General features: G+C 46.3%; 14 protein-coding genes. All 14 read right to left on the bottom strand.

Features of this window, described 5'->3' with window-relative positions:
- Positions 1 to 45: 45 nt before the first annotated feature.
- The 14 genes from AC58P7_RS26855 to AC58P7_RS26790 all read right to left on the bottom strand — a co-directional run bounded on the left by AC58P7_RS26855 (position 46) and on the right by AC58P7_RS26790 (position 18,989).
- Entirely contained in the window at positions 46 to 1,611 is a 1,566-nt protein-coding gene (locus AC58P7_RS26855; RefSeq protein ID WP_497348476.1) for an extracellular solute-binding protein, read from the bottom strand.
- Between the two features lie 121 nt (positions 1,612 to 1,732).
- Positions 1,733 to 2,614, bottom strand: a complete 882-nt coding sequence (locus tag AC58P7_RS26850; protein WP_497348474.1) for a carbohydrate ABC transporter permease — start codon at positions 2,612 to 2,614, stop codon at positions 1,733 to 1,735.
- Between the two features lie 18 nt (positions 2,615 to 2,632).
- Entirely contained in the window at positions 2,633 to 3,592 is a 960-nt protein-coding gene (locus AC58P7_RS26845) for an ABC transporter permease (RefSeq protein WP_497348472.1), read from the bottom strand.
- A 212-nt stretch (positions 3,593 to 3,804) separates the two neighbouring features.
- Positions 3,805 to 4,932, bottom strand: a complete 1,128-nt coding sequence (locus AC58P7_RS26840) for a glycoside hydrolase family 88 protein (RefSeq protein WP_497348470.1) — start codon at positions 4,930 to 4,932, stop codon at positions 3,805 to 3,807.
- Positions 4,933 to 5,034: 102 nt separating this feature from the next.
- Positions 5,035 to 6,495, bottom strand: a complete 1,461-nt coding sequence (locus AC58P7_RS26835; RefSeq protein WP_497348553.1) for a glycoside hydrolase family 32 protein — start codon at positions 6,493 to 6,495, stop codon at positions 5,035 to 5,037.
- A 135-nt stretch (positions 6,496 to 6,630) separates the two neighbouring features.
- On the bottom strand, positions 6,631 to 7,608 hold the full coding sequence (locus tag AC58P7_RS26830) for a carbohydrate kinase family protein (protein WP_497348468.1): 978 nt from the start codon (positions 7,606 to 7,608) through the stop codon (positions 6,631 to 6,633).
- Between the two features lie 23 nt (positions 7,609 to 7,631).
- Positions 7,632 to 8,468: a carbohydrate ABC transporter permease gene (locus AC58P7_RS26825; RefSeq protein ID WP_497348466.1), complete on the bottom strand. Its 837-nt coding sequence runs from the start codon at positions 8,466 to 8,468 to the stop codon at positions 7,632 to 7,634.
- A gap of 19 nt (positions 8,469 to 8,487) precedes the next feature.
- Positions 8,488 to 9,420, bottom strand: a complete 933-nt coding sequence (locus AC58P7_RS26820) for a carbohydrate ABC transporter permease (protein WP_497348464.1) — start codon at positions 9,418 to 9,420, stop codon at positions 8,488 to 8,490.
- 25 nt (positions 9,421 to 9,445) lie between these two features.
- Entirely contained in the window at positions 9,446 to 11,293 is a 1,848-nt protein-coding gene (locus AC58P7_RS26815) for a GH32 C-terminal domain-containing protein (protein ID WP_497348462.1), read from the bottom strand.
- A gap of 349 nt (positions 11,294 to 11,642) precedes the next feature.
- Complete coding sequence (locus AC58P7_RS26810) at positions 11,643 to 12,311, bottom strand: YwrJ family protein (protein ID WP_497348460.1); 669 nt, start codon at positions 12,309 to 12,311, stop codon at positions 11,643 to 11,645.
- 36 nt (positions 12,312 to 12,347) lie between these two features.
- Positions 12,348 to 13,688 carry an arsenic transporter gene (locus AC58P7_RS26805; RefSeq protein ID WP_497348459.1) on the bottom strand — a complete coding sequence of 447 codons (1,341 nt, stop codon included), beginning with the start codon at positions 13,686 to 13,688 and terminating at the stop codon, positions 12,348 to 12,350.
- A gap of 401 nt (positions 13,689 to 14,089) precedes the next feature.
- Entirely contained in the window at positions 14,090 to 15,712 is a 1,623-nt protein-coding gene (locus AC58P7_RS26800) for a response regulator transcription factor (protein ID WP_497348457.1), read from the bottom strand.
- A gap of 8 nt (positions 15,713 to 15,720) precedes the next feature.
- Positions 15,721 to 17,475, bottom strand: a complete 1,755-nt coding sequence (locus AC58P7_RS26795; protein WP_497348455.1) for a sensor histidine kinase — start codon at positions 17,473 to 17,475, stop codon at positions 15,721 to 15,723.
- 161 nt (positions 17,476 to 17,636) lie between these two features.
- Complete coding sequence (locus AC58P7_RS26790) at positions 17,637 to 18,989, bottom strand: ABC transporter substrate-binding protein (RefSeq protein ID WP_497348453.1); 1,353 nt, start codon at positions 18,987 to 18,989, stop codon at positions 17,637 to 17,639.
- Positions 18,990 to 19,329 lie beyond the last annotated feature (340 nt).

Genomic DNA, 19,329 nt, shown 5'->3' with positions numbered 1-19,329 from the left:
CGAGTGTAAAGCTTGCTTCAGATGGGCGTGAGTCATGCGACTTCCTTATTTCTTACGGTTTGCGTTATACCAGTCAGTCAATTCCTTAATCGCTTTGTCTCCACCTTGTTTCTTCCAATTGGCTACGAATTCATCGAAGTAATCCAGCGGTTTCTCGCCAAGAATGATTTTAGCTGCTGCTTCCTGGAAGGAACCTTTGTATTGCAATTCGGCATGCTTCGTTAAGGCATCAATAGGTGGCATACCAGCTGTTGGATCTGGAACACCTTCTTTGCGGGACGTATCAATCGTTTGAAGAAGCTTGTTATACGCTTCATCGTTGTTAATAACTAGCTTCTGAGCTTGTGCATTAAAGCCATGTATTTGGAATACAGCCGTACGCCACTTGAAATCTGGATCTTTATCTGCCAAATACTTAATTGTGCTGCCTTCTTTGGTGTAAGATTGCCCTTCAATGCCTAGCTCTGAGAACATTTGACCTTCATCGGAGGCAAGCCAATCAAAATATTTAACGATCGCTTCTGGATTTTTCGTATCTTTATGAACAACGTAAGTTTTGAGTACCGGTTTCTCAACACGTCCTACTTTACCGTCATAGCCTTCCCCTTTTGGCGTCGGAATGCCGATTACGTTAGGTTTTTTATCAGCTAATAATTTATTTAATTCTTTCTGCCATGAATCCCAAACGCCTAATACGACGTGGTCCCATGAACCAACAAGGTCGGATTTAATTTTTTGATCCCAAATCGCCCGAGTATTCGTCAGGAATTCCGTGTCAATCAGCTTCTCTTTATACATCGTGTTGAGCATGCCCAACGCTTTTTTCATATTCGGGCTGACGAAGCCCGGCATAACCTCATTATTGTAAAGTGTGTTGGAATCGATGTTAACGCCGTACATCCCGAAAATATTATCCGCCCACTCGAACTTCTCACGCGAGGAGAACGGAATTTCATCCTTCTTGCCGTTACCATTCGGATCTTTATCACGGAAAGCGCGCAGCATATCCAGGAACTCTGCGGACGTTTTCGGCTCCTTGATGCCCAATTTGTCCATCCAATCCTTCCGCACGTAAATCAAACGTTCAGCTGGCGCATTCCCTGCCGCAGGCTGTGGAATTGCCATAATTTTACCATTTATAGTCACAGCGTCCCAAGCAGATTGCGGGATATTTTTCTTCAAATTCGGACCAAATTTATCGATATACGACTTCAAATCCATGGCTAAACCATTGGTGACAATATCCGATTTTTCAATGCCATATACCATATGAACATTCGGGATATCGCCGGAAGCGAACTTCAGCTTAAGCTGATCATCGTAATTTTCGTGAGGTAAAAAGGTAATATCTAGATCTGTGTTTGTTTTTTGTGCCAAATATTTCACCGTAGCTAGATCCATCGATTTACCAGAAGGAATTTGCTGCGCGTTATTGGATACGAACATCGTAATTTTCTCAGGCGTAGCAGGCTTTGTACTTGCAACTGAACTCGCTGCGGGTGCTGCTGAAGATGTCGTCGTAGAACCTTTATCGGATGAACAGGCTACCACAGCAGTGGATAAACATACAACACACGCTAGCGTTACCATTTGTTTAAAATTTACTTTCATTTTGTAGACCCTCCCATAGGCTTCTTCATTATAATTTTATAATTTGCATACATCACCTGGGTAATACTGGTTAGACTTATACCACCTCCTGGATAAAATATGAAAGTACCTTGGCAACAACTTATTCTTTAACCGAGCCCAGCAAGGCACCTTTGATGAAATGCTTTTGCAAGAACGGATAGACAATGATTATCGGGATGGTTGCGATCACAATCGTCGCCATTTGCAGTCCTTGAGGGGTTATGGCACTGGATAACTCCAAGACCGACTGGCCTCCAGCTGAATCCGCATCAAATTGTGAGATCAATTTATACAAATACAGTTGTAAGGGTTGTAATTCCCGATCTGTGATATAGAGCAATGGACCTAGATAATTATTCCAATGTCCTACGGCATAAAACAAAATTAATGTCACATTGATTGGCATCGATAACGGAGCAACAATGCGCCATACAATTCGGTATTCCGACATGCCATCCACCCTCGCCGCTTCAAACATTTCTTCCGGAAGCGACCGCATAAAGGTGATGCACAGCATCATATTAAAAGCGCTGAGCGCACCTGGGATGATTAACGACCAGATCGTGTTGAGCATGCCGAAGCTTTTCACCAGGATATACATAGGAACCAATGGTGCCTGAAAGATCATCGTGAAGATGATAAAAAGTAGAATCGCCTTACGGCCGCCCAACCACCCTTTCGAAAGTGGATAGGATGTGAGAATCGTCAGCAGCATATTGATCGCGGTACCTATCAGTACAATTTGAACCGTAACTCCGAACGATCTCCAAAAAACAACATTGCGTATAACAAATTCATAGTTATGCAAATTGAAACCTACAGGCCACAGCGCCACTTCGGAATGAATAATGGCTTCATTTGAGCTTAACGAGCCTGCAATTACATTCAATAGCGGGATCGCTACAGCCGCACAAAAGAGCAGCAATAGCACAGCATTCGTCGTATCAAAGACGACTTCTCCCAAAGATCGTTTAATTTTCATCGTGTATAGTTCACCCCTTTAGTAAAGCCCTTCACCTGTTGTCCATTTACTTACGCGGTTGGCAATGACGAGCAATAGAAAACCAATGACTGATTTGAACAACCCAACAGCTGTCGTTATGCTGTATTGTCCTTGCAGAATCCCTGCCCGATACGTATATGTATCCAAGACATCACCCGTCTCCTGTGTAGCCGGATTGAGGAACTGATAGATTTGCTCAAAGCCTGAATCCAGGATATGACCCGTTTTTAGCATCAACAGAATCATGATAGCGGGCAGCATGCCTGGCACCGAAATATGAAGAAACTGTTTCCAACGATTGGCTCCATCCATTTTGGCCGCCTCATACAACGAAGGATTAATACCCGCCAGCGCTGCGATAAAAATGATGGCATTCCAGCCCATTTCCTTCCAGATGCCCGAAATGATAATGATGGATCGGAAGTACTGCGACTTCTGAAGATACGCGATGGTATCACCACCGAAGGCAGTGATCATATGGTTCACAAGCCCCTGCGTTGGTGAAAGCAACATATACGTGAGTCCGAAAACGATCGTCCATGATAAAAAATGAGGTAGATACAGCACCGTTTGCGTTATTCGCTTGAAGGCCATCGTTCGCACTTCATTGAGCATGATCGCCAGTAGAATCGGCAATGGGAAGGCGAATACAATTTGGTATAAGCTGATTAACAGCGTATTTCGGAGCAATCGTCCGAACTTGTCGTACGTGAATAGTTGATGGAACCACTTGAACCCAACCCATTCACTTCCTGTGAAGCCTTTGAAAATGTTGTAATCCTGAAAGGCGATGAAGCTCGCCATGAGGGGTACATACTTGAACACGAGGAAATACAGCAGTCCAGGAATCAGCATGATATAAAACGCACGATGCTGCAGGACGTATTTCCACCAACCTTTCTTCTTTGTTGCACCGGTTGACCGCTGGGCAACCTCATTCACAGTAGCGGATTTCATCTGCTCTCACCTACACTATTTATTTGTCTTCTGTGTTAATTATAGGTTTGAGCGGGAGGAGCCAACAATGAGGGTGGATGTCGATTTACTGTAGTAAAAGTCTTTTTGTGGGATGAACACACTAGTTCTAGGTGAAAAACAAAAAAAGAGCTGCCCGTAAGTAGCTCGATGCTACTCCAGGACAACTCTTTTTGAATATAAATGACTTTAGACTACCAGAACAACTCGCCGTGCCCAAGCAACCGTGAAAGACCCTCTACAAAATAGTAGTCGCCATAAATGAGTGGAACATCGATGTTTTTCCCCTCTGGGTAATGGCTTGTGCCATGGGTTACTAGCCCTTCTTCGGTTTCGGAATCCCACGCACCGTAGTTCGTGTAAAGTGAATACAAGATACGCTCACCCGCTTCGCGGTAAAGAGTAGCTTCTTGGCTGTTCACCTGCTCCGCGATTAGGAGCAATCCGCAAGCCGCACATGCGCCTGCTGAGGAGTCGCGGTACGCTGGAATGCCATCTGGCAAACGGAAATCCCAATGCGGCACATGGTCTTCCGGCAGATTGGCCAAGAAGAAATGCGCGGCACGCTTCGCCGCCTGTAAATACTTCTCATCGCCAGTGTACTTATAGCTGAGGCTCATACCGTAAATCGCCCACGCGGTTCCCCGGGACCAGGCCGATTCCGGCGCAAAACCTTGCCCGCCGTTCACGGAAAGCTTTTCACCGGTGGCAGGATCAAAAATCACGATATGATTCACCGATCCATCGGGACGGATAAAGTGATCGACCGCCATGTCGGCATGCCTTACGGCGATTTCTTTGTAACGCGGGTCGCCTGTGGTCAGCGTAGCCCAGTGCAGCAGAGGCAGGTTCATCATGCAGTCGATGATCGCCCAGCCAGCATTGTCTTCGCCTTCGCGCCAAGGATTCCAAGCGCGAATGTAGCTTCCCTTCACATTGAATCGTGCAGCTAGCAGATTCGCTGCCAGCAAGGCACGGCGCTTGGAGTCATCTGCGCCAAGCAGCTTGTAGTGTGCGACGCTCGTCAGCGTCCACATGAAGCCGATATCGTGATCCAGACGATAGTAGTCGGCGACGACTTGATCAAGCTGCTGCTCGCAAGACTCCGCTAACTTCTTAAGACCCTCATCCTTCGTGTCTCGATACAAAAGCCACAGCAGCCCTGGCCAGAACCCTGCCGTCCACCAATAAGCAGGCTCAAGCTTATATTCTCCACCCACACTTGCATGCGGGAAACCATCACCAATGCGCTTGCTGGTTTTGCCTACTTTTGCTACCGTTTGTGCCCATGCTTCTTGTGCCCAGTCTTTCTGTATTGCCATCCTTGCCACTCCTTCGTCAGGTGAATTGAAACGCTTAACCTATTATACCACCTGTCTTCATGGAATGCTCGGCTTGTTTAATTTTGGTTATAAGTGCTATGTCTATACCGACAATTCCCACGCGTTTAAGCTCTCCAACGTTGCTTCCCCGTCCCGAGCAAAAAGCTTGACGCCAAGGCTGCCCTCCTTCGGGTAGATCCGATTCGTCATCGTCTTCACCCCATTATTCGCAAACAGCTCCAGCGAAGACCGATCCACGAACAAATGCATGTTGATGCTACCGTCTTCCAGCGGATCTACTTGCACTTCACTCACACCAGCTTCACCTGAACCCGATTGTGTACGATCAACGCGAAGTATACGCTCCGCCACCGAGTAAGAAACTTCCGTATACTCGGAACCATCCTCTGAGCAGCGAATGAGAAGCCCGAACACAGCCTCCGGGCCAGATTCCTTCGTGTTAAACACGGCAATCAGCTCCAACTGGTCGCCTTGAATGTTTGCCAGCCGAACAATCGTGTCAGCTGAAATCACTTGTCGGTCGACGCATTCCCGTCCCTTCCGCAAAGCCGCCAACTCCGCCACAGGCTGCATCCGCAGCGTGCCATCCTCCGCTAGAATCAGCTCGCGCGGCAGGGTGAAAGCCCCCATCCAGCCGTACGCTTGCTCGGGCATTTGAGCGCCCCAAATGTTCATCCAGCCAATCAGGATGCGCCGTCCTTTGCCGTCCACCAACGTTTGTGGTGCATAGAAATCGAAGCCATAGTCCAATCGTTCATCATAACCGTAATCGAATTTTCCCGTTTCATAGCTCAGTTTACCCGTGAGGTACATTGTCTTCGTGGTTCCCATATTCATCGGTGAAATGACAAGCACATGCTCATCCCCATCTCCCAAAGGAAATAAATCTGGACACTCCCACATATCTCCCATCGTGCCATTACTTTCCGCCGCAACACCGAGATAGCGCCAAGCTAGCAAATCCGGAGAGGTGTACATCAGCGATTTGCCTAAGCCATCCTTACCGTAACCGAGCACCATGTACCACTGACCATCATGCTGCCAAACCTTTGGATCCCTGAAGCCGAAGCCACCTTCCTCTGGTGCGCCTGCAATAACAGGATTCGCCACTGATTTGTTAAAAGTAACGCCATCCGTACTGGTCGCGAGGCACTGAACCTCCATCGGCGTACGTCCATCAACATGGCCTGTATAGACTAAAGTCAGAACGCCGTTAACATCCACTGCGCTGCCTGACCAACAGCCATAGCCACCCGTTTCTCCACTGTCATAATCTTCCGAAGGCGCCAAAGCGATAGGCAGATGCTCCCAGTGCACCAAGTCCGTGCTTTTGGCATGTCCCCAATGCATCGGGCCCCATTTCGGTTCGTATGGATAGTGCTGATAGAACACGTGATACTCTCCGTTCCAATAAATCAGCCCATTCGGATCATTCATCCAACCTGCTGGTGGCATAAGATGATAACCAAGCCTGAATCCATCCTCCACAACCAATTCGGCTGCCTTCTCCAAAGCTTGATTCGCTTGTTCCACACGTTCCATGTGCAGCTTATTCCTTACTGCTTGCCCTTGATCTATCCGTACTTGATCTACCTGAGCTTGATCTGTTTGCCCTTGCTCCGCTCCTACCTGATGACTCATCCCAGCTCATCCTCCCTCTGATTTCATCCACAAAATCTATCCTTCTAAGTTAGCCCCAGCCTGCATCAACGCCTGAATCTCTTCTATCGTACCTAGCGACGGAATCGCACCCTTCCGAGTGGTCGCCAATGCTCCCGCCGCATTAGCAAAGCGCAAAGCCGCTTGCAACTCCTCTTCCTGCCAAGCCTGTAATGGCTTTCCCATCTCCAAAACTTCATACAATAAAGCCCCGAAAAACGCATCCCCCGCACCTGTTGTATCCATCGTATGAACGGGATAACTCTCGATCTTGCCCCACCAATCCTTCATATGATAAAAGGAGCCTGCCCCTCCTGCCGTGACCAAAAGCAAGGTGATCCCATACTGCTCAACCAGTTGTTTCGCTGCCTTCTCCAAATCCTTCTCATCCGTCAAGAAGACGAGCTCCTCTTCGGAAACCTTAACCAAATCCGCGAGGCTTAAGCCTACATGGATCGCTTCTAGCGCGTGCTCCTCATCCCTCCACAACGAAGGACGCCAGTTTGGGTCAAAAGAAATCAAAGCGCCATGTTCTTTCGCATGCTGAACCGCCTTCAAAGTAGCCGTGTAAGCAGGCTCCGCCGTCATCGAAATCGAGCCAAAATGAAAAATCCGCGCCTCCTCCAGCATGGAGAGATTTACCTCATCCGCTCTCAATAGCTGGTCCGCACCGGGATTTCTAGCAAAATGAAAAGACCTCTCGCCTCCCGCATCCAACTGAACGAAAGCCATTGTCGTATGAGCCTCATCCGTCTCAACCAAACCTCGATCTGACACGCCGACGTCGCGTAAAGCCTCACGCAAATACATACCGAAAGGGTCGCTTCCGACCTTCCCGATGAACCCCGTTTTCTTGCCGAGCTTCGCCAACGCGGCTGCCACATTCACAGGTGCTCCGCCGGGATTGCGCTCAAACAACGGCTGTCCCGCCTCGGAGCGGCCATACGGTGTGAAATCAATCAAGTACTCCCCAAGCGCAACTACATCATAGTTCATGCCGTAAGCTCCTTTCTTTTTCCTTAACCCTTGATACCCGACATCGTGATCCCTTGAATATAGTAACGCTGCAAAAATAAGAACAGCATTAGAATAGGCACAGTGGATAACGTATTCGCAGCCAATACCTTAGACCAATCCGTCCCCTCATTCGAGGAAAACGTAGAGATCCCGACTTGGATCATCTGCATTTTCTGATCATTGATCACAATGAGCGGCCACAGATAGGAGTCCCAGTTCCCTAGGAAGGTCATAAGTCCCAGCGTAATTAACGCAGGCACTGCGGCCGGCAAAACGATCGCTACAAAAGTACGCGGCAAGCTCGCTCCGTCAATCCGGGCAGCTTCCATCATTTCATTGGGAACCTCCGCGAAAAATTGCCGCAGCATAAAGATGCCGAACACGGACAACATCGAAGGAATAATGAGTGCTTTGTACGAGTTCAACCAGCCCAAATCATGCATAAGTAAGTAGTTAGGCACGAGTGTTACTTCGCCTGGAATAATCATCGCCGACATAAACAAGGCAAAAACGACCGTTTTAAAGGGAAATCGGAGCTTCGCAAACGCAAATGCCGCCATCGAATTAATGATGAGCACAAGCATCGTTACGACCGAAGCCACGAATAAGGTATTCCAGATATAGCGAAGAAATGGATTCCGCGCATTGAAAATCACGTTATGAAAGTTCTTCCATGTCCATTCTACGGGAACTACTAAGTGAATATTCAGCGATGTGTATTTGAAAAGCTCCTGGTATGGCCGAAATGCGCCGGTAACCATCCATAGGATAGGAGCGACAGAAATCAGCGCGATCACAATCATGACGAGCATCGTTACGACGTTAGTTAGCCTTTTCACAGCGAGTCCCTCCTTGTTCTTAATCTGTGTCTTTGTTAAAAAGCTTCATTTGGATCAACGAAATGGTCAGTACAATCGCGAACAGCACAAAAGCCGCTGCCGTCGCGTACCCCATCCTCATTTGCGAGAAAGCCTGCTTATAAATATAGAAAACAACCGTCTCTGTTGAGCTATTTGGTCCGCCGTTCGTCAGTACGAAAACTAAACCCGAAAGCTTGATTGCATCGATCGTCGTCATGATGACCACGAAGGCCATCGTTCGATTCAACAGCGGAAGCGTGAGTTTGTAAAACTGCTGAATGCGTGATGCACCATCCACTCTGGCTGCTTCATAGAGATCTGGCGATATATTGTTTAAGCCTGCCAGGAAAATAATCATGAAGAACCCGGCGCCCTTCCAAATGCCGAGCACAATGATGCCGTTCATCGCGGTTTTCGGGTCAGATAGAAAGCTTGTAACCGGCAGGTGCAGCGCTTTGAGCACACTATTCAGGAGGCCGAACTCTTTGTTATAAATGAGCTTAAAAACCGTTGCCGCCACCGCCGTCGAAATAATAACCGGGATAAAATAAAGCGTTCGAAACAGCCCTGCTGTCGCGGTTTTCTTCTGAATCAATAGGGCAAGCCCTAACGCGATGCTCGTTTGAATCGGAATCACAATCAGAGCAAAATAAAACGAATGCTTCAAGCTATTAAAGAAGGCACGATCCTTCAGGAGATGCACATAATTATCCATACCGACGAACACATCGCCTGCGCCGACTAAGGAATAGTTCTTGAAGCTGATTAAAAAAGCTTGCAGCATGGGATAGAACACGAAGACGAGCAGCAAAGCTATCGCCGGGAAAATAAACCAGAATGCAGTAGCTTGCTCATGCTTGCGAAAGCTTTGTGATTTTTTCTTACTTGATATAACCGTTTTCACTGTTTCCACAGTTTCTATAGTAGCCATAGGTCATCTCTCCATTCCACATCTGTTACATGCCATCAAAAACATACACTTGAAGGCTCGACACGACGGTCCCATCCTGGCTTGTCGCCTTGATCTCGGCCTGCCCAGCTTTGACACCTTTGACCGTCGCGCGACCATCCCCCCCTGAAACGGACGCGATTCCTTCATCGCTAGATATCCACTTCAACTCCTGCGGTGCACTTAGTGGAATTACGGAAGCTTCAATAGGCTGACTGCCGTTAACAGGTACATCAAGCGTAGTCTTGTTCAGAACTACTCTTATAGGCGTTACGCCATTCACATCTTCGTCGCGCCACACCGTCCCCATCGGATAAAACTGCGCTTTGTCCAACGTGATGTTGCCTTCGGACGCGGTCAGTTCCAGTCGATTGCTCGTTGGGTCAGGGAAGATCAGGCTGCTTACAACAGCCTCGCCGTCATTAGCAAACACCTCAAGGCTGGCTTCATCTACGAAAAAGCGGAGCTTCAGCTTGCCATCCTTCAGCTTCAGCGGCGCCGATACTTGCTCGGCGAAGCCCTTTTCGAATGAGGTGATGCCCGAGTTCGTCCGGTCTATCGTCAACTTTTCAGCATTCGCGTCATAACTGACTTGCGTTGCTTGATCGGTTCCTTTGCGCAGTTGGAACTCTACTTTGCTATTCGGCTGAACGGTGAGCTCCGAGATTAGTTCATACGAAGTTCCTTTCAGACTATCAAAAGGATTAACTCCAGCCGCTAACTTTTGCTTCGTGACCGTTACTTCCTTACCTCGCAGGGTCTGCAATTCTTTGATTGGCTCCTGAATCAAGCGTAAGCCTTGATCAGGACTATTCCTCAGCCGCAGTTCGCGAGGTATGGACATATTCCCCTTCCAAGCACCCGTCGGCATCGCGAACGGATAACGCCAGTTGGACATCCAGCCTAGCCAGATGCGTCTCCCATCCTTCGCTGGAATGTCTGAATAAGATACTGCGGCATAGAAATCCTTCCCGTAATCCGTCCAAAGTACAGCAGAGGCTGGATTATCATTCTTGAAGGTATGCCCATCGAACGTGCCGACGAAGTATTGGGCCGTGGAGCCTTTCGTTGTGTTGTTACTGCCGATGCTTACGGCTAACACCCATTTCTTCGTTTTCGTGCCTTCAACTGGCAGTTCGAACAAGTCCGGACACTCCCAAACCGCCGCATGCGAGCCTTGATCGCTGCCAAACTCACTAGTGAGCTTCCACGTTTTCAAGTCCGGCGAGGAATAGAATTGAACACGGTTGTCTGCTGACACCACCATGACCCAAGATTTGGTCTGTTCATGCCAGATCACTTTGGGATCTCGAAAATCCTTCAAGCCCGGATTCGGAATCACCGGATTGCCTTCATATTTGGTCCAAGTCCGGCCTTTATCCGTACTGTAAGCAATGCTTTGCGACTGTAGTCCGCCTTTGAAATGCGTAAAAATTGCGACCAAGCCAGCTTTGCCGCCGAAGAAACCACTCGTATCTTTCACATCTACAACCGCGCTGCCCGACCAGATTTCCCCGAGGGAGTCCCGAGCCAGAGCAACCGGGAGGTGCTCCCAGTGAATCAAATCCCGACTAACCGCATGACCCCATTGACCGCTATTTTGATAGAATTGATGGTATTCCCCTTCGAAATACACCATGCCATTCGGATCACTCAGATTGCCTGACTCCGGAGATAAGTGATATTGCGAGCGAAACTTTTCCGTATAATAAGTCGGATCCTTCACATAGGAGAAAGCTGATTCCTCCGCTGAGTCCTTCGATTTACCGTCACCTGTTACCAAAGCCGTCACCCCCCAACATAGAAGTACGATCGCAGCGCTACCTGCCACCCATAACCCTAATTTCTTGCGCATGGTTCCTCCCTCTAGTCGCTGTCTATTTTGATGTATCGTTATTGTACCGAGTACGGAGGTAGAAAGATTTCAATATCATTGGGAGTTTGCTTTTAAAATGATTTGAAGAATGTGACGCGGCTGGCCTCGTCCAAAAACAAAAAAATACTCTCATCTTTTTGATGAGAGTATATGACTTTAGCAATTTATAATTATCCTACTTAAGTTTTTGACATCTAGTTAGATACCCAAACTTCTCAGACCTTACTCTCATAAGATAAGGTGTGCAAATGCATAATTCAGCCTTTTTTCGACCGACCTTCCCCTTGAAGGTCGTTTTTTTTATTTTCGATGAAATATCCTTCAACAATCATGGCGTATATACCGTTTTTAAATGATGTATATTCCAAACTACTTTATCTCCACTGGCATTTATTAGCTCTATGGAACCACTATCCGCTTTATGAAGTAAGCCTATTTTATTGGTGTTATCTCCAAGATCAAAAACAACTAGTTTTCCCTCAAGCTTTTTACACTGTTCTTCAAAAGTTCTTGATAAAGTAATATTGATAGGACTCAAAGGAAGTGATTGGTTATTAAGCGAATAGGGTGTGAGACTAGAGCGATAAGGAATTAACCATTTTAAATGGTTCATAGACACAAACATGGCTTTATACACAGGAGAGTAAAAGATAAAATAATCATTCATAATACTCGTTAAATAACCATGGATCGTTTTATTGCCAGTTACATAAATCTCTACAAATCGTCCTTTAGCATTATTTAATATCTTCCTAAATGAGAGGCCATCCTCTTGATAATCAATTGGCGTTTCATCAAATATATGTTCTGGATCCGTACTAGACACTGGATTCAATTTTACATTTTGCACGTTGACTAAGGGGATATAAAAGAACTGTTGTTTATTAACGATGACCATAATATCCAATCCTAGATCGATTAATTTACCTGTACACATATTATTTCCTGATATTTCAACGATCACTTGTTGACCAACAAATTGTTGAAGCACACGCATACGAATAACCTCCAGTTTTTGATCATATCAGCCGGATTAAAAAATCCAGGATACCCAAAATGCTAGAATGACTAACGTGAAAATCACAGTGATTGGGATGACAGTTGCAGTTACTTTCACGTATTGGCCCCAACTTAATTTGACTTTTCCTTTTTTGATAATATGCATCCACATGATGGTCGCAAGCGTTCCGATTGGTAAAAGAAGGGAACCCATATCACTGCCGATTACACTCGCCAGATAAGAAATTTTTAAGGTAAGAGGATCAAGACCCATGTTCGTCAAAGTTAATGTTCCTACCATCAATGCAGGATGATTATTGAATAAATTCGATAAAATAGAAAGCAGAATTCCCATCATTACACTTGCATGAACTAAACTGCCAGAAACGAGAGGTTGCATAAGATGGATGAGCATTTGAGTTAATCCGATATTATGCAAACCATATATAATTACATACATACTAAAGGCAAACACGAGTATATACCATGGCGTTTTTCTAATCATGTCTGTAGGTGCAATTTTCAAATAATACCAACGCCATCCCAGTAGGAATGTAGAACCGATAACAGCCATTAATGGAACTGGAAAATGAATGAAAGAGGCAACAAATAGGCTTATACGAACGCTGAATACAAAAATTAAGATATTTCGCATGAACTTGGTTTGATTCTCTTTCGGAATCGGTGACGAAATTTCTTTCAGCGGATGGGTTTGATTTAAGGGTACAACTTTAATTGCTGGTAGTTTTCGTGGTAATACGCGATAAAAACTGATAAATAGAAGGAATGTAAGGAGTACAAGACCAAGTGAAGCAGGAACAAACATCATCGCTGTATGCATGTAGAGGTCCATATGAACAATTTTTAATGCAATTAAATTTACAATATTACTTACACCAATAGGTGCGCTAGAAGCTGTTGCAATTAAAGCGCCGGAAAGTAGATAAGGAATTTTTTGGTGGTTTTTAAGACCTAATTGATGAAGCAGCATAAGTAAGATCGGTGTTGTAATTAATATACTTCCGTCGTTGTTAACAAAAAGGGTCATCAGAAAACAAAATAAATTCGTGTACCAGAAAAGACGTATCCCTGATCCTCTTGCTCGTTCTAGAAGTTTCTCAGCAGACCAATTGAAAAATCCAAAACTTTCCAAAACAATAGCCATAACAATCGTTGCCATAATGGTTACGGCTGCTCCACCAATGGTTTCAGTTATTTTACCCAAATCATTTATAGTAACACTACCGCTAAGGAGGACAAATATCGCCCCAACTGTTGCTGGAATAGATTCATTTACATTAGGACGAAAGATAATAAAAGTAATGGTGCATATAAACGACAAAATGGTGATAGGAATCATGAATTCTTGCAGCATCTTAATTCAACCTCTTTTCGATAAAGTAATTTAAGATCTTAATGAAGATCTTAAATATCATCTTTACTATCTCTCTAATGAACTGAACGAACCGTATGTGAGTTCCAGTTTCCTAGTTATTCCTCCCTCCATGATAGTTGTCTTATAGTTTCATTAGCATAATATGTTCATTTAACATAGGGGGGACTAGTTGTTTATACTAATTCTATAATTTTCCACTAATAGCACTGTTATTATGACCTAGCTTAGGAGTAGAACGTGGTGACAACTGGCTACTTTTATATGTGAGACCTGCTGTTTTCGTTCAATAGCAAAAAACCACCGTCTTGAACAAACGGTGGTTAATCTAGTAAATTGTTATTCAACTTCTCCTGTCATAGCATCAATGAGTTCAGTGAACGTCAGTCTAATACTTCACTCCCACGTAGTTCCTCCCGATACTCCTTCGGTCCCTTACCATAAAACTTCTTAAAAGCCGTGCTAAAATAGCTCGAACTAGAGTATCCCACCAACGTAGCAATATCCGTTAGCTTGAGCTCACTTTCTTTGAGCAAAACCGTTGCCCTGCTCAACCGTAATTTCGTGACATAGTCACTAAATGTAACCCCTACACTTTGCTTAAACAGACCTGACAAGTACGTTTCATTGAGATGAAACATGTCTGCCAGCGACGCCAAGGTGAGTTCGTAGGAATAATTTTCATCCACATAGTTGCGAATGGCTTCCATCATTTGTTGTCCGCTGGAGAACCTGGTTTTCCTCACTTCTTCCATGACCAGTTGGGCCATATCATGCAGTTGCTCCAACACCTGCTCTCTGGAAGAGTAGTCCCTCACGGTCATTTGGCAATTCCAAAGGTAACTCTGCAGAGAAGTATCTCCAAGCTCAAATTTCTTCGCAATGGCGTTAAACAAGAGAATAATGCGCAGGGTCAAAAAGGTAAACACAAACATCGGCGTGTCGCGATCCGCAGAGAAAATGGTATGCAGCTGCTTCGTAAATGCGGACATATCGAGATTTTCGATCGTTTGCATCAGCTTTCTTTCCACCTCGGGGGAAAAGGTGTGCGTCATGGCGAGCATATTCCGATCCGGCTCGGCCTTATCGGAGTGGATGGTGCCTTGGCTCCAAGCCAGCATGCTCGAGGCGTAGCCATTTTTGAGCTGCCTCAGGCCATGGATGGGCTCGCCGATGCCGAGCACGCTGTCTACTTTGAGGTAGCTTTGGATGTCCCGCTTCAGCTTGCGCACGAAGTCGACCAGGAAGCGGTCATGCTCGGCATGTTGAATCCGAATGACAAAATGTATCATCGCAGGATGACTCATCGCGTAGAACGGATAGATGTGCTCCCATTTCTGCGCAGATTCCCGGCACAGCATCTGAAAAGCTAAGTAGAGCAAGTCTTTCCGCTCACTCCAATCGTCCAACCGCCCTGGCGGAATACGCATCTCCACGGTGATAAACTGCGCATGCACATCATCAACTGCTAGCGCTGCAAGCTTCAATTGCTCCATCCGTTCCTTCATGGTGGACACGCTGAACCATTCATCCTTCACCAGCTGCCAAAGGAGTTGCTCTTGCATCAGCCCCAGCTGTTGGTGATTTTTGATTTCCTCTTGATCCTGCTCACGGATGCGATTGCGATCCTCTTCCAATTCCGCGGCTAACTTGCCAAGAAGTGCGGTTAGTTCACTGCGAACCACAGGTTTGAGTAAATAATCCTTCACCCCAAGTTGAATCGCGGCCTTCATATATTCAAAATCCGAGTACCCCGAAAGCACAATGATGCGAAGCGCTGGGTACTTTCCCTTGCATGCGTTAACGAAGGCAATCCCGTCCATTTGGGGCATTCGAACATCGGTAATGACAACATCCGGCAGCGGATGCTCCTCCAGAAGCTGCAAAGCTTCCAGACCATTAGCCGCTTCCACGGCGATTTCGAAGCCAGCGGATGTCCAATCGATTTTGGCTTTAATACTATTACGAACACCGACCTCATCATCAATCAGCATGATTCTGTACATCTTGGTTGTCAGCTCCTTATCAGCGGCAGGATCAGATTCAGTTCCGTCCCTTCCCCCAGCTTGGCATGCAGGTCTAATTCGAATTGCTCACCATAATTCAGGCGACAGCGGGATAATACATTGCGAAGTCCGATACTCTGCCCCTCGGTACTGAGAATCGCTACGGAATCTCCCGTTTTGATCTCTTCCAGTAAATTTTGGACTAATTCAGGGGACATGCCAATGCCATTATCCTTCACGGAGATCAGCAATTTATCCTCCTGCAGCTTCGTCCTCAATGTAATCTGTGCGACGCCGTCCTTCTCTAAGCTGTACTTCACCGCATTTTCCACCAATGGTTGTATGATGAACTTGGCAATCAAGAAATGCGCTGCCGCGGGATCCTCCTCGATCACAACCTGTAATCGCTCCTCATGTCGCAAATGAAGGATGAACAAATAATCCCGAATATACGCCATTTCTTCAGCTACACGTACCAAATCACTACCGAGGTTGAGCGAGTATCTCATCATTTTGCCCAAAGCTTCGGTCGCATCCATGACAAGATCTTCCCGCTTCATGGCGGCTAGACCGCTAATGATTTCAAGCGTATTATTATAAAAATGCGGATTTATTTGCAGCAGCAGCGCCTTGTATTCCGCATTTTTCCTACGTAAATTCGTCTCGAACTCCGTTTCGATCAAATAGCGCAGTCGATGGGTCATCTGTTCGAAAACACCCGTCACATAGTTCACTTCACTATGACCCTCGCCCACCTTCGGCATCACGTGCAGTGCTTGATTGAACTCTCCGCGCTGGACATGCTTCATCGCCTTCCCCATGACGCTCAGCGGCTTGGTAATGCCGGCGGACAACCAGAAAGCTGTTAGGATCGCAAGGATCAGCAAGACAACGGTAACTACAAGCATCGTTTGGCGAATTTGTGTGATTTTTTCATACAATTCGGCTTCGGGCACGCTTCCGATAATCGTCCAATTCTGTGCAGGCAGCTTGCGGAAAAAGAGCAAATTCGTCTCTCCTTTCGCCTCCATCGGAAAGATTCCGCTCGCATCCCCGTCAAAACGGGCATCGATTTGCTGCAGCCCTTTCCCCAGCATGTCCCCGTCTTCGGACAAATTTTGATCCAGCACACTATTGCCTTCATGCGTCAGTAAAACGACCTTCCCTGTCTTCCCAACATGGATTTTCTCAATGGCATTGCGAAGCAGGGTTGTCGGATAATTTACCTTGATGAACCCCATATTTTTAAGCGACTGCAGCTGTACGAGTGGAAAAAGAAAACTATTGATCGATCTCGCCCTCATGAATTCGTCCGACTGATCGACATCCTTATGGGCGGTCGTCCAACGCTTGTTTTCTGTCAGAAAAGCCTGAAACCACGCGCTGCTCTTGTAGGTTTTGTCCTGCGTCCACACGCCGCCAGCATCCTCGGCAAACGCACTAATGGATATGCCGCTGGAGTTGTTCACCCCATAGGACGAGAAATACTCCCGTAAACGTTGCTTCGTGAGAACTCGTTCCTGAATGGTGCTATCCGGATTCAAATGTACGGTCAACCAATCCTGCGTCGTTCGAGAACTCACCACCTGATTGCCCGTATCCTCAACCTGCGTCAGCAGCGTCCCCACATGCGAAGCGAACTGCTCAATTGTTTGAGACGTTGAAGCCTCGATGGACGACTTGATCGTTTTCGTCGCTTCCTCACTAAGAATATAGGCCAATGTGGCAAAAGGGAGAAGTAGTAGAACCGAGAAAACCGCCATCAAACGGCTCCTCAATGAGAAAAACATGATATCCCCCCGTTACGACTAAAAGCATTTCCTTTTATAAAGTATGATCTACTTATCATACCTCTGGGCCGTCTAACAAAACAACGACAAAGAGACGATCATCAAAATGATTCGTCTCACTTATCTGGAGCTGCTTACTTCTTCTGCTGTGCTAGGACATCTGCATACGCCTTATCAATCGTCGTAACAGCTTCTGCAATGGAGGCATCAATGTTCCGTTTGCCAATCGTAACATCCTCAAACATTTTGTTCACCGCATCAGACATTTGCGGGAAGATCGGCGTGATCGGACGCGGTCTGCCGTACTTCTGATTTTGAATAACGAAGATATTCTTCGGATATTCATTCAACTCTGGGAAAGCCTTGGCAGATGAATAACGGGATGGAATATCCTTCGTCATGCCTGCGTACGTTTTCTGTCCTTCTTCTCCAGTCACCCAGTTAATGAACTTCCAAGCTTCATCTGGGTGCTTACTTTTCGCGGAAATACCGAGTGCCCAGCTGCCGTTGGCAACAGCTTGCGTTGTTCCTTTTGGCAATGGTGCAATATCATAGTCTTCGCCTAGCTTGAAATTCGGGAATTTATCCTTCAAATTAGCAAGGGACCACGAGCCGTCGATCGTAATTGCCAGCTTGCCGTTCGGGAACGGATCCGGTGGATACTCCAACGCAGATACTTTATCTTTGTTATATAGATCAGAGAAGAACTGTACGGCTTTTTTTGTTTGTGGGGAATCTAGGTAGCCTTTGGACGTTTTACCGTCTGGGCTCATGATCTCGCCACCGAGCTGCCAAATGATCGGATACTTGAAATACGCTGTACCACCCGCGTTTCCAAACCCTTGCGCAGGATCGATACCGAAGATCCCATTCGCCGGATCATTTACTTTCTTCGCAGCATCCAAAACTTGATCCCAAGTCCAAGGCTCGTCTGGGTTTTTGGAAGGAAGCGGAATGCCTTTCGCTTGGAAAAGCTTTTTGTTATAGAACATCGCAATCGAAGATTCGGTCAGCGGTGCCATGTAGATTTCATTTTGATACGTGTAGGTGGCTAGTGTTGATTTCGGAACATCGTCCATATGACCGTCCTGCTTGAAGTAAGCCGTTAACGGTTTGAGAGCTCCCGCGTTTGCATACGAACCGACAGTTGGTGCATCTAGTGCCATGATGTCCGGAGGACTTCCAGAAGCGATGGATACACGTAATTTCGTGTCATAATCCGAGTAGGGAATCGGTGTCATTTCCACGGAAATATTCGGATATTTTTGCATAAAGGATGCCACTAATTTGTCGTAGGCCGCATTCTCCGTATCATTCCCTGAGTTTCTCCAGAACGTGAGTTTTACTTTTTCTTCTTTTTTCACGGCTGTGTCTGTTTGACTTGGTGCTGCCGATGTTTTACTCCCGCTATCACTTTGCGTGGAACATCCCGCCAATAAACCGCCAACTACGATAACGCTTACGACTGTTTGACTGAGCTTTTTCATCGATTGTTACCCCTCTCATTTATCTGTTGTTGTTCTTGTCATCATCTTATCAAAGGGGACGGAACATTAAATTCAAAATGCTCTGCTTCTAACTTATAAAATTATCATGCCCGGATGTGAAAGTAAAAGGGGGTGAGTTGCTGGCGAGTGCTGGGTGGGAGAGGAACTGCATGATGCTGACGTGGGACTTGGGGCGTTAAGGGAACTTAAACTAGTTAAATGATACTAAGTAGGACGCGATACTTAAGTTAGTGCTAATGTGGGAATTGGGGCGCTAGGAGAACTTAGACTAGTTAAATGATACTACGTAGGACGCGATACTTAAGTTAGTGCTAATGTG

The organism is Paenibacillus sp. J22FR5, assembly GCF_059691975.1.
This window is presented reverse-complemented; position numbering and strand designations above follow the sequence as displayed.

Bases quoted from the DNA above. Each gene is read 5' to 3' on its own strand.
- AC58P7_RS26855 (WP_497348476.1), bottom strand. From the start codon at position 1,611: ATGAAAGTAAATTTTAAACAAATGGTAACGCTAGCGTGTGTTGTATGT.
- AC58P7_RS26850 (WP_497348474.1), bottom strand. From the start codon at position 2,614: ATGAAAATTAAACGATCTTTGGGAGAAGTCGTCTTTGATACGACGAAT.
- AC58P7_RS26845 (WP_497348472.1), bottom strand. From the start codon at position 3,592: ATGAAATCCGCTACTGTGAATGAGGTTGCCCAGCGGTCAACCGGTGCA.
- AC58P7_RS26840 (WP_497348470.1), bottom strand. From the start codon at position 4,932: ATGGCAATACAGAAAGACTGGGCACAAGAAGCATGGGCACAAACGGTA.
- AC58P7_RS26835 (WP_497348553.1), bottom strand. From the start codon at position 6,495: ATGGAACGTGTGGAACAAGCGAATCAAGCTTTGGAGAAGGCAGCCGAA.
- AC58P7_RS26830 (WP_497348468.1), bottom strand. From the start codon at position 7,608: ATGAACTATGATGTAGTTGCGCTTGGGGAGTACTTGATTGATTTCACA.
- AC58P7_RS26820 (WP_497348464.1), bottom strand. From the start codon at position 9,420: ATGGCTACTATAGAAACTGTGGAAACAGTGAAAACGGTTATATCAAGT.
- AC58P7_RS26815 (WP_497348462.1), bottom strand. From the start codon at position 11,293: ATGCGCAAGAAATTAGGGTTATGGGTGGCAGGTAGCGCTGCGATCGTA.
- AC58P7_RS26810 (WP_497348460.1), bottom strand. From the start codon at position 12,311: ATGCGTGTGCTTCAACAATTTGTTGGTCAACAAGTGATCGTTGAAATA.
- AC58P7_RS26805 (WP_497348459.1), bottom strand. From the start codon at position 13,688: ATGCTGCAAGAATTCATGATTCCTATCACCATTTTGTCGTTTATATGC.
- AC58P7_RS26800 (WP_497348457.1), bottom strand. From the start codon at position 15,712: ATGTACAGAATCATGCTGATTGATGATGAGGTCGGTGTTCGTAATAGT.
- AC58P7_RS26795 (WP_497348455.1), bottom strand. From the start codon at position 17,475: ATGGCGGTTTTCTCGGTTCTACTACTTCTCCCTTTTGCCACATTGGCC.
- AC58P7_RS26790 (WP_497348453.1), bottom strand. From the start codon at position 18,989: ATGAAAAAGCTCAGTCAAACAGTCGTAAGCGTTATCGTAGTTGGCGGT.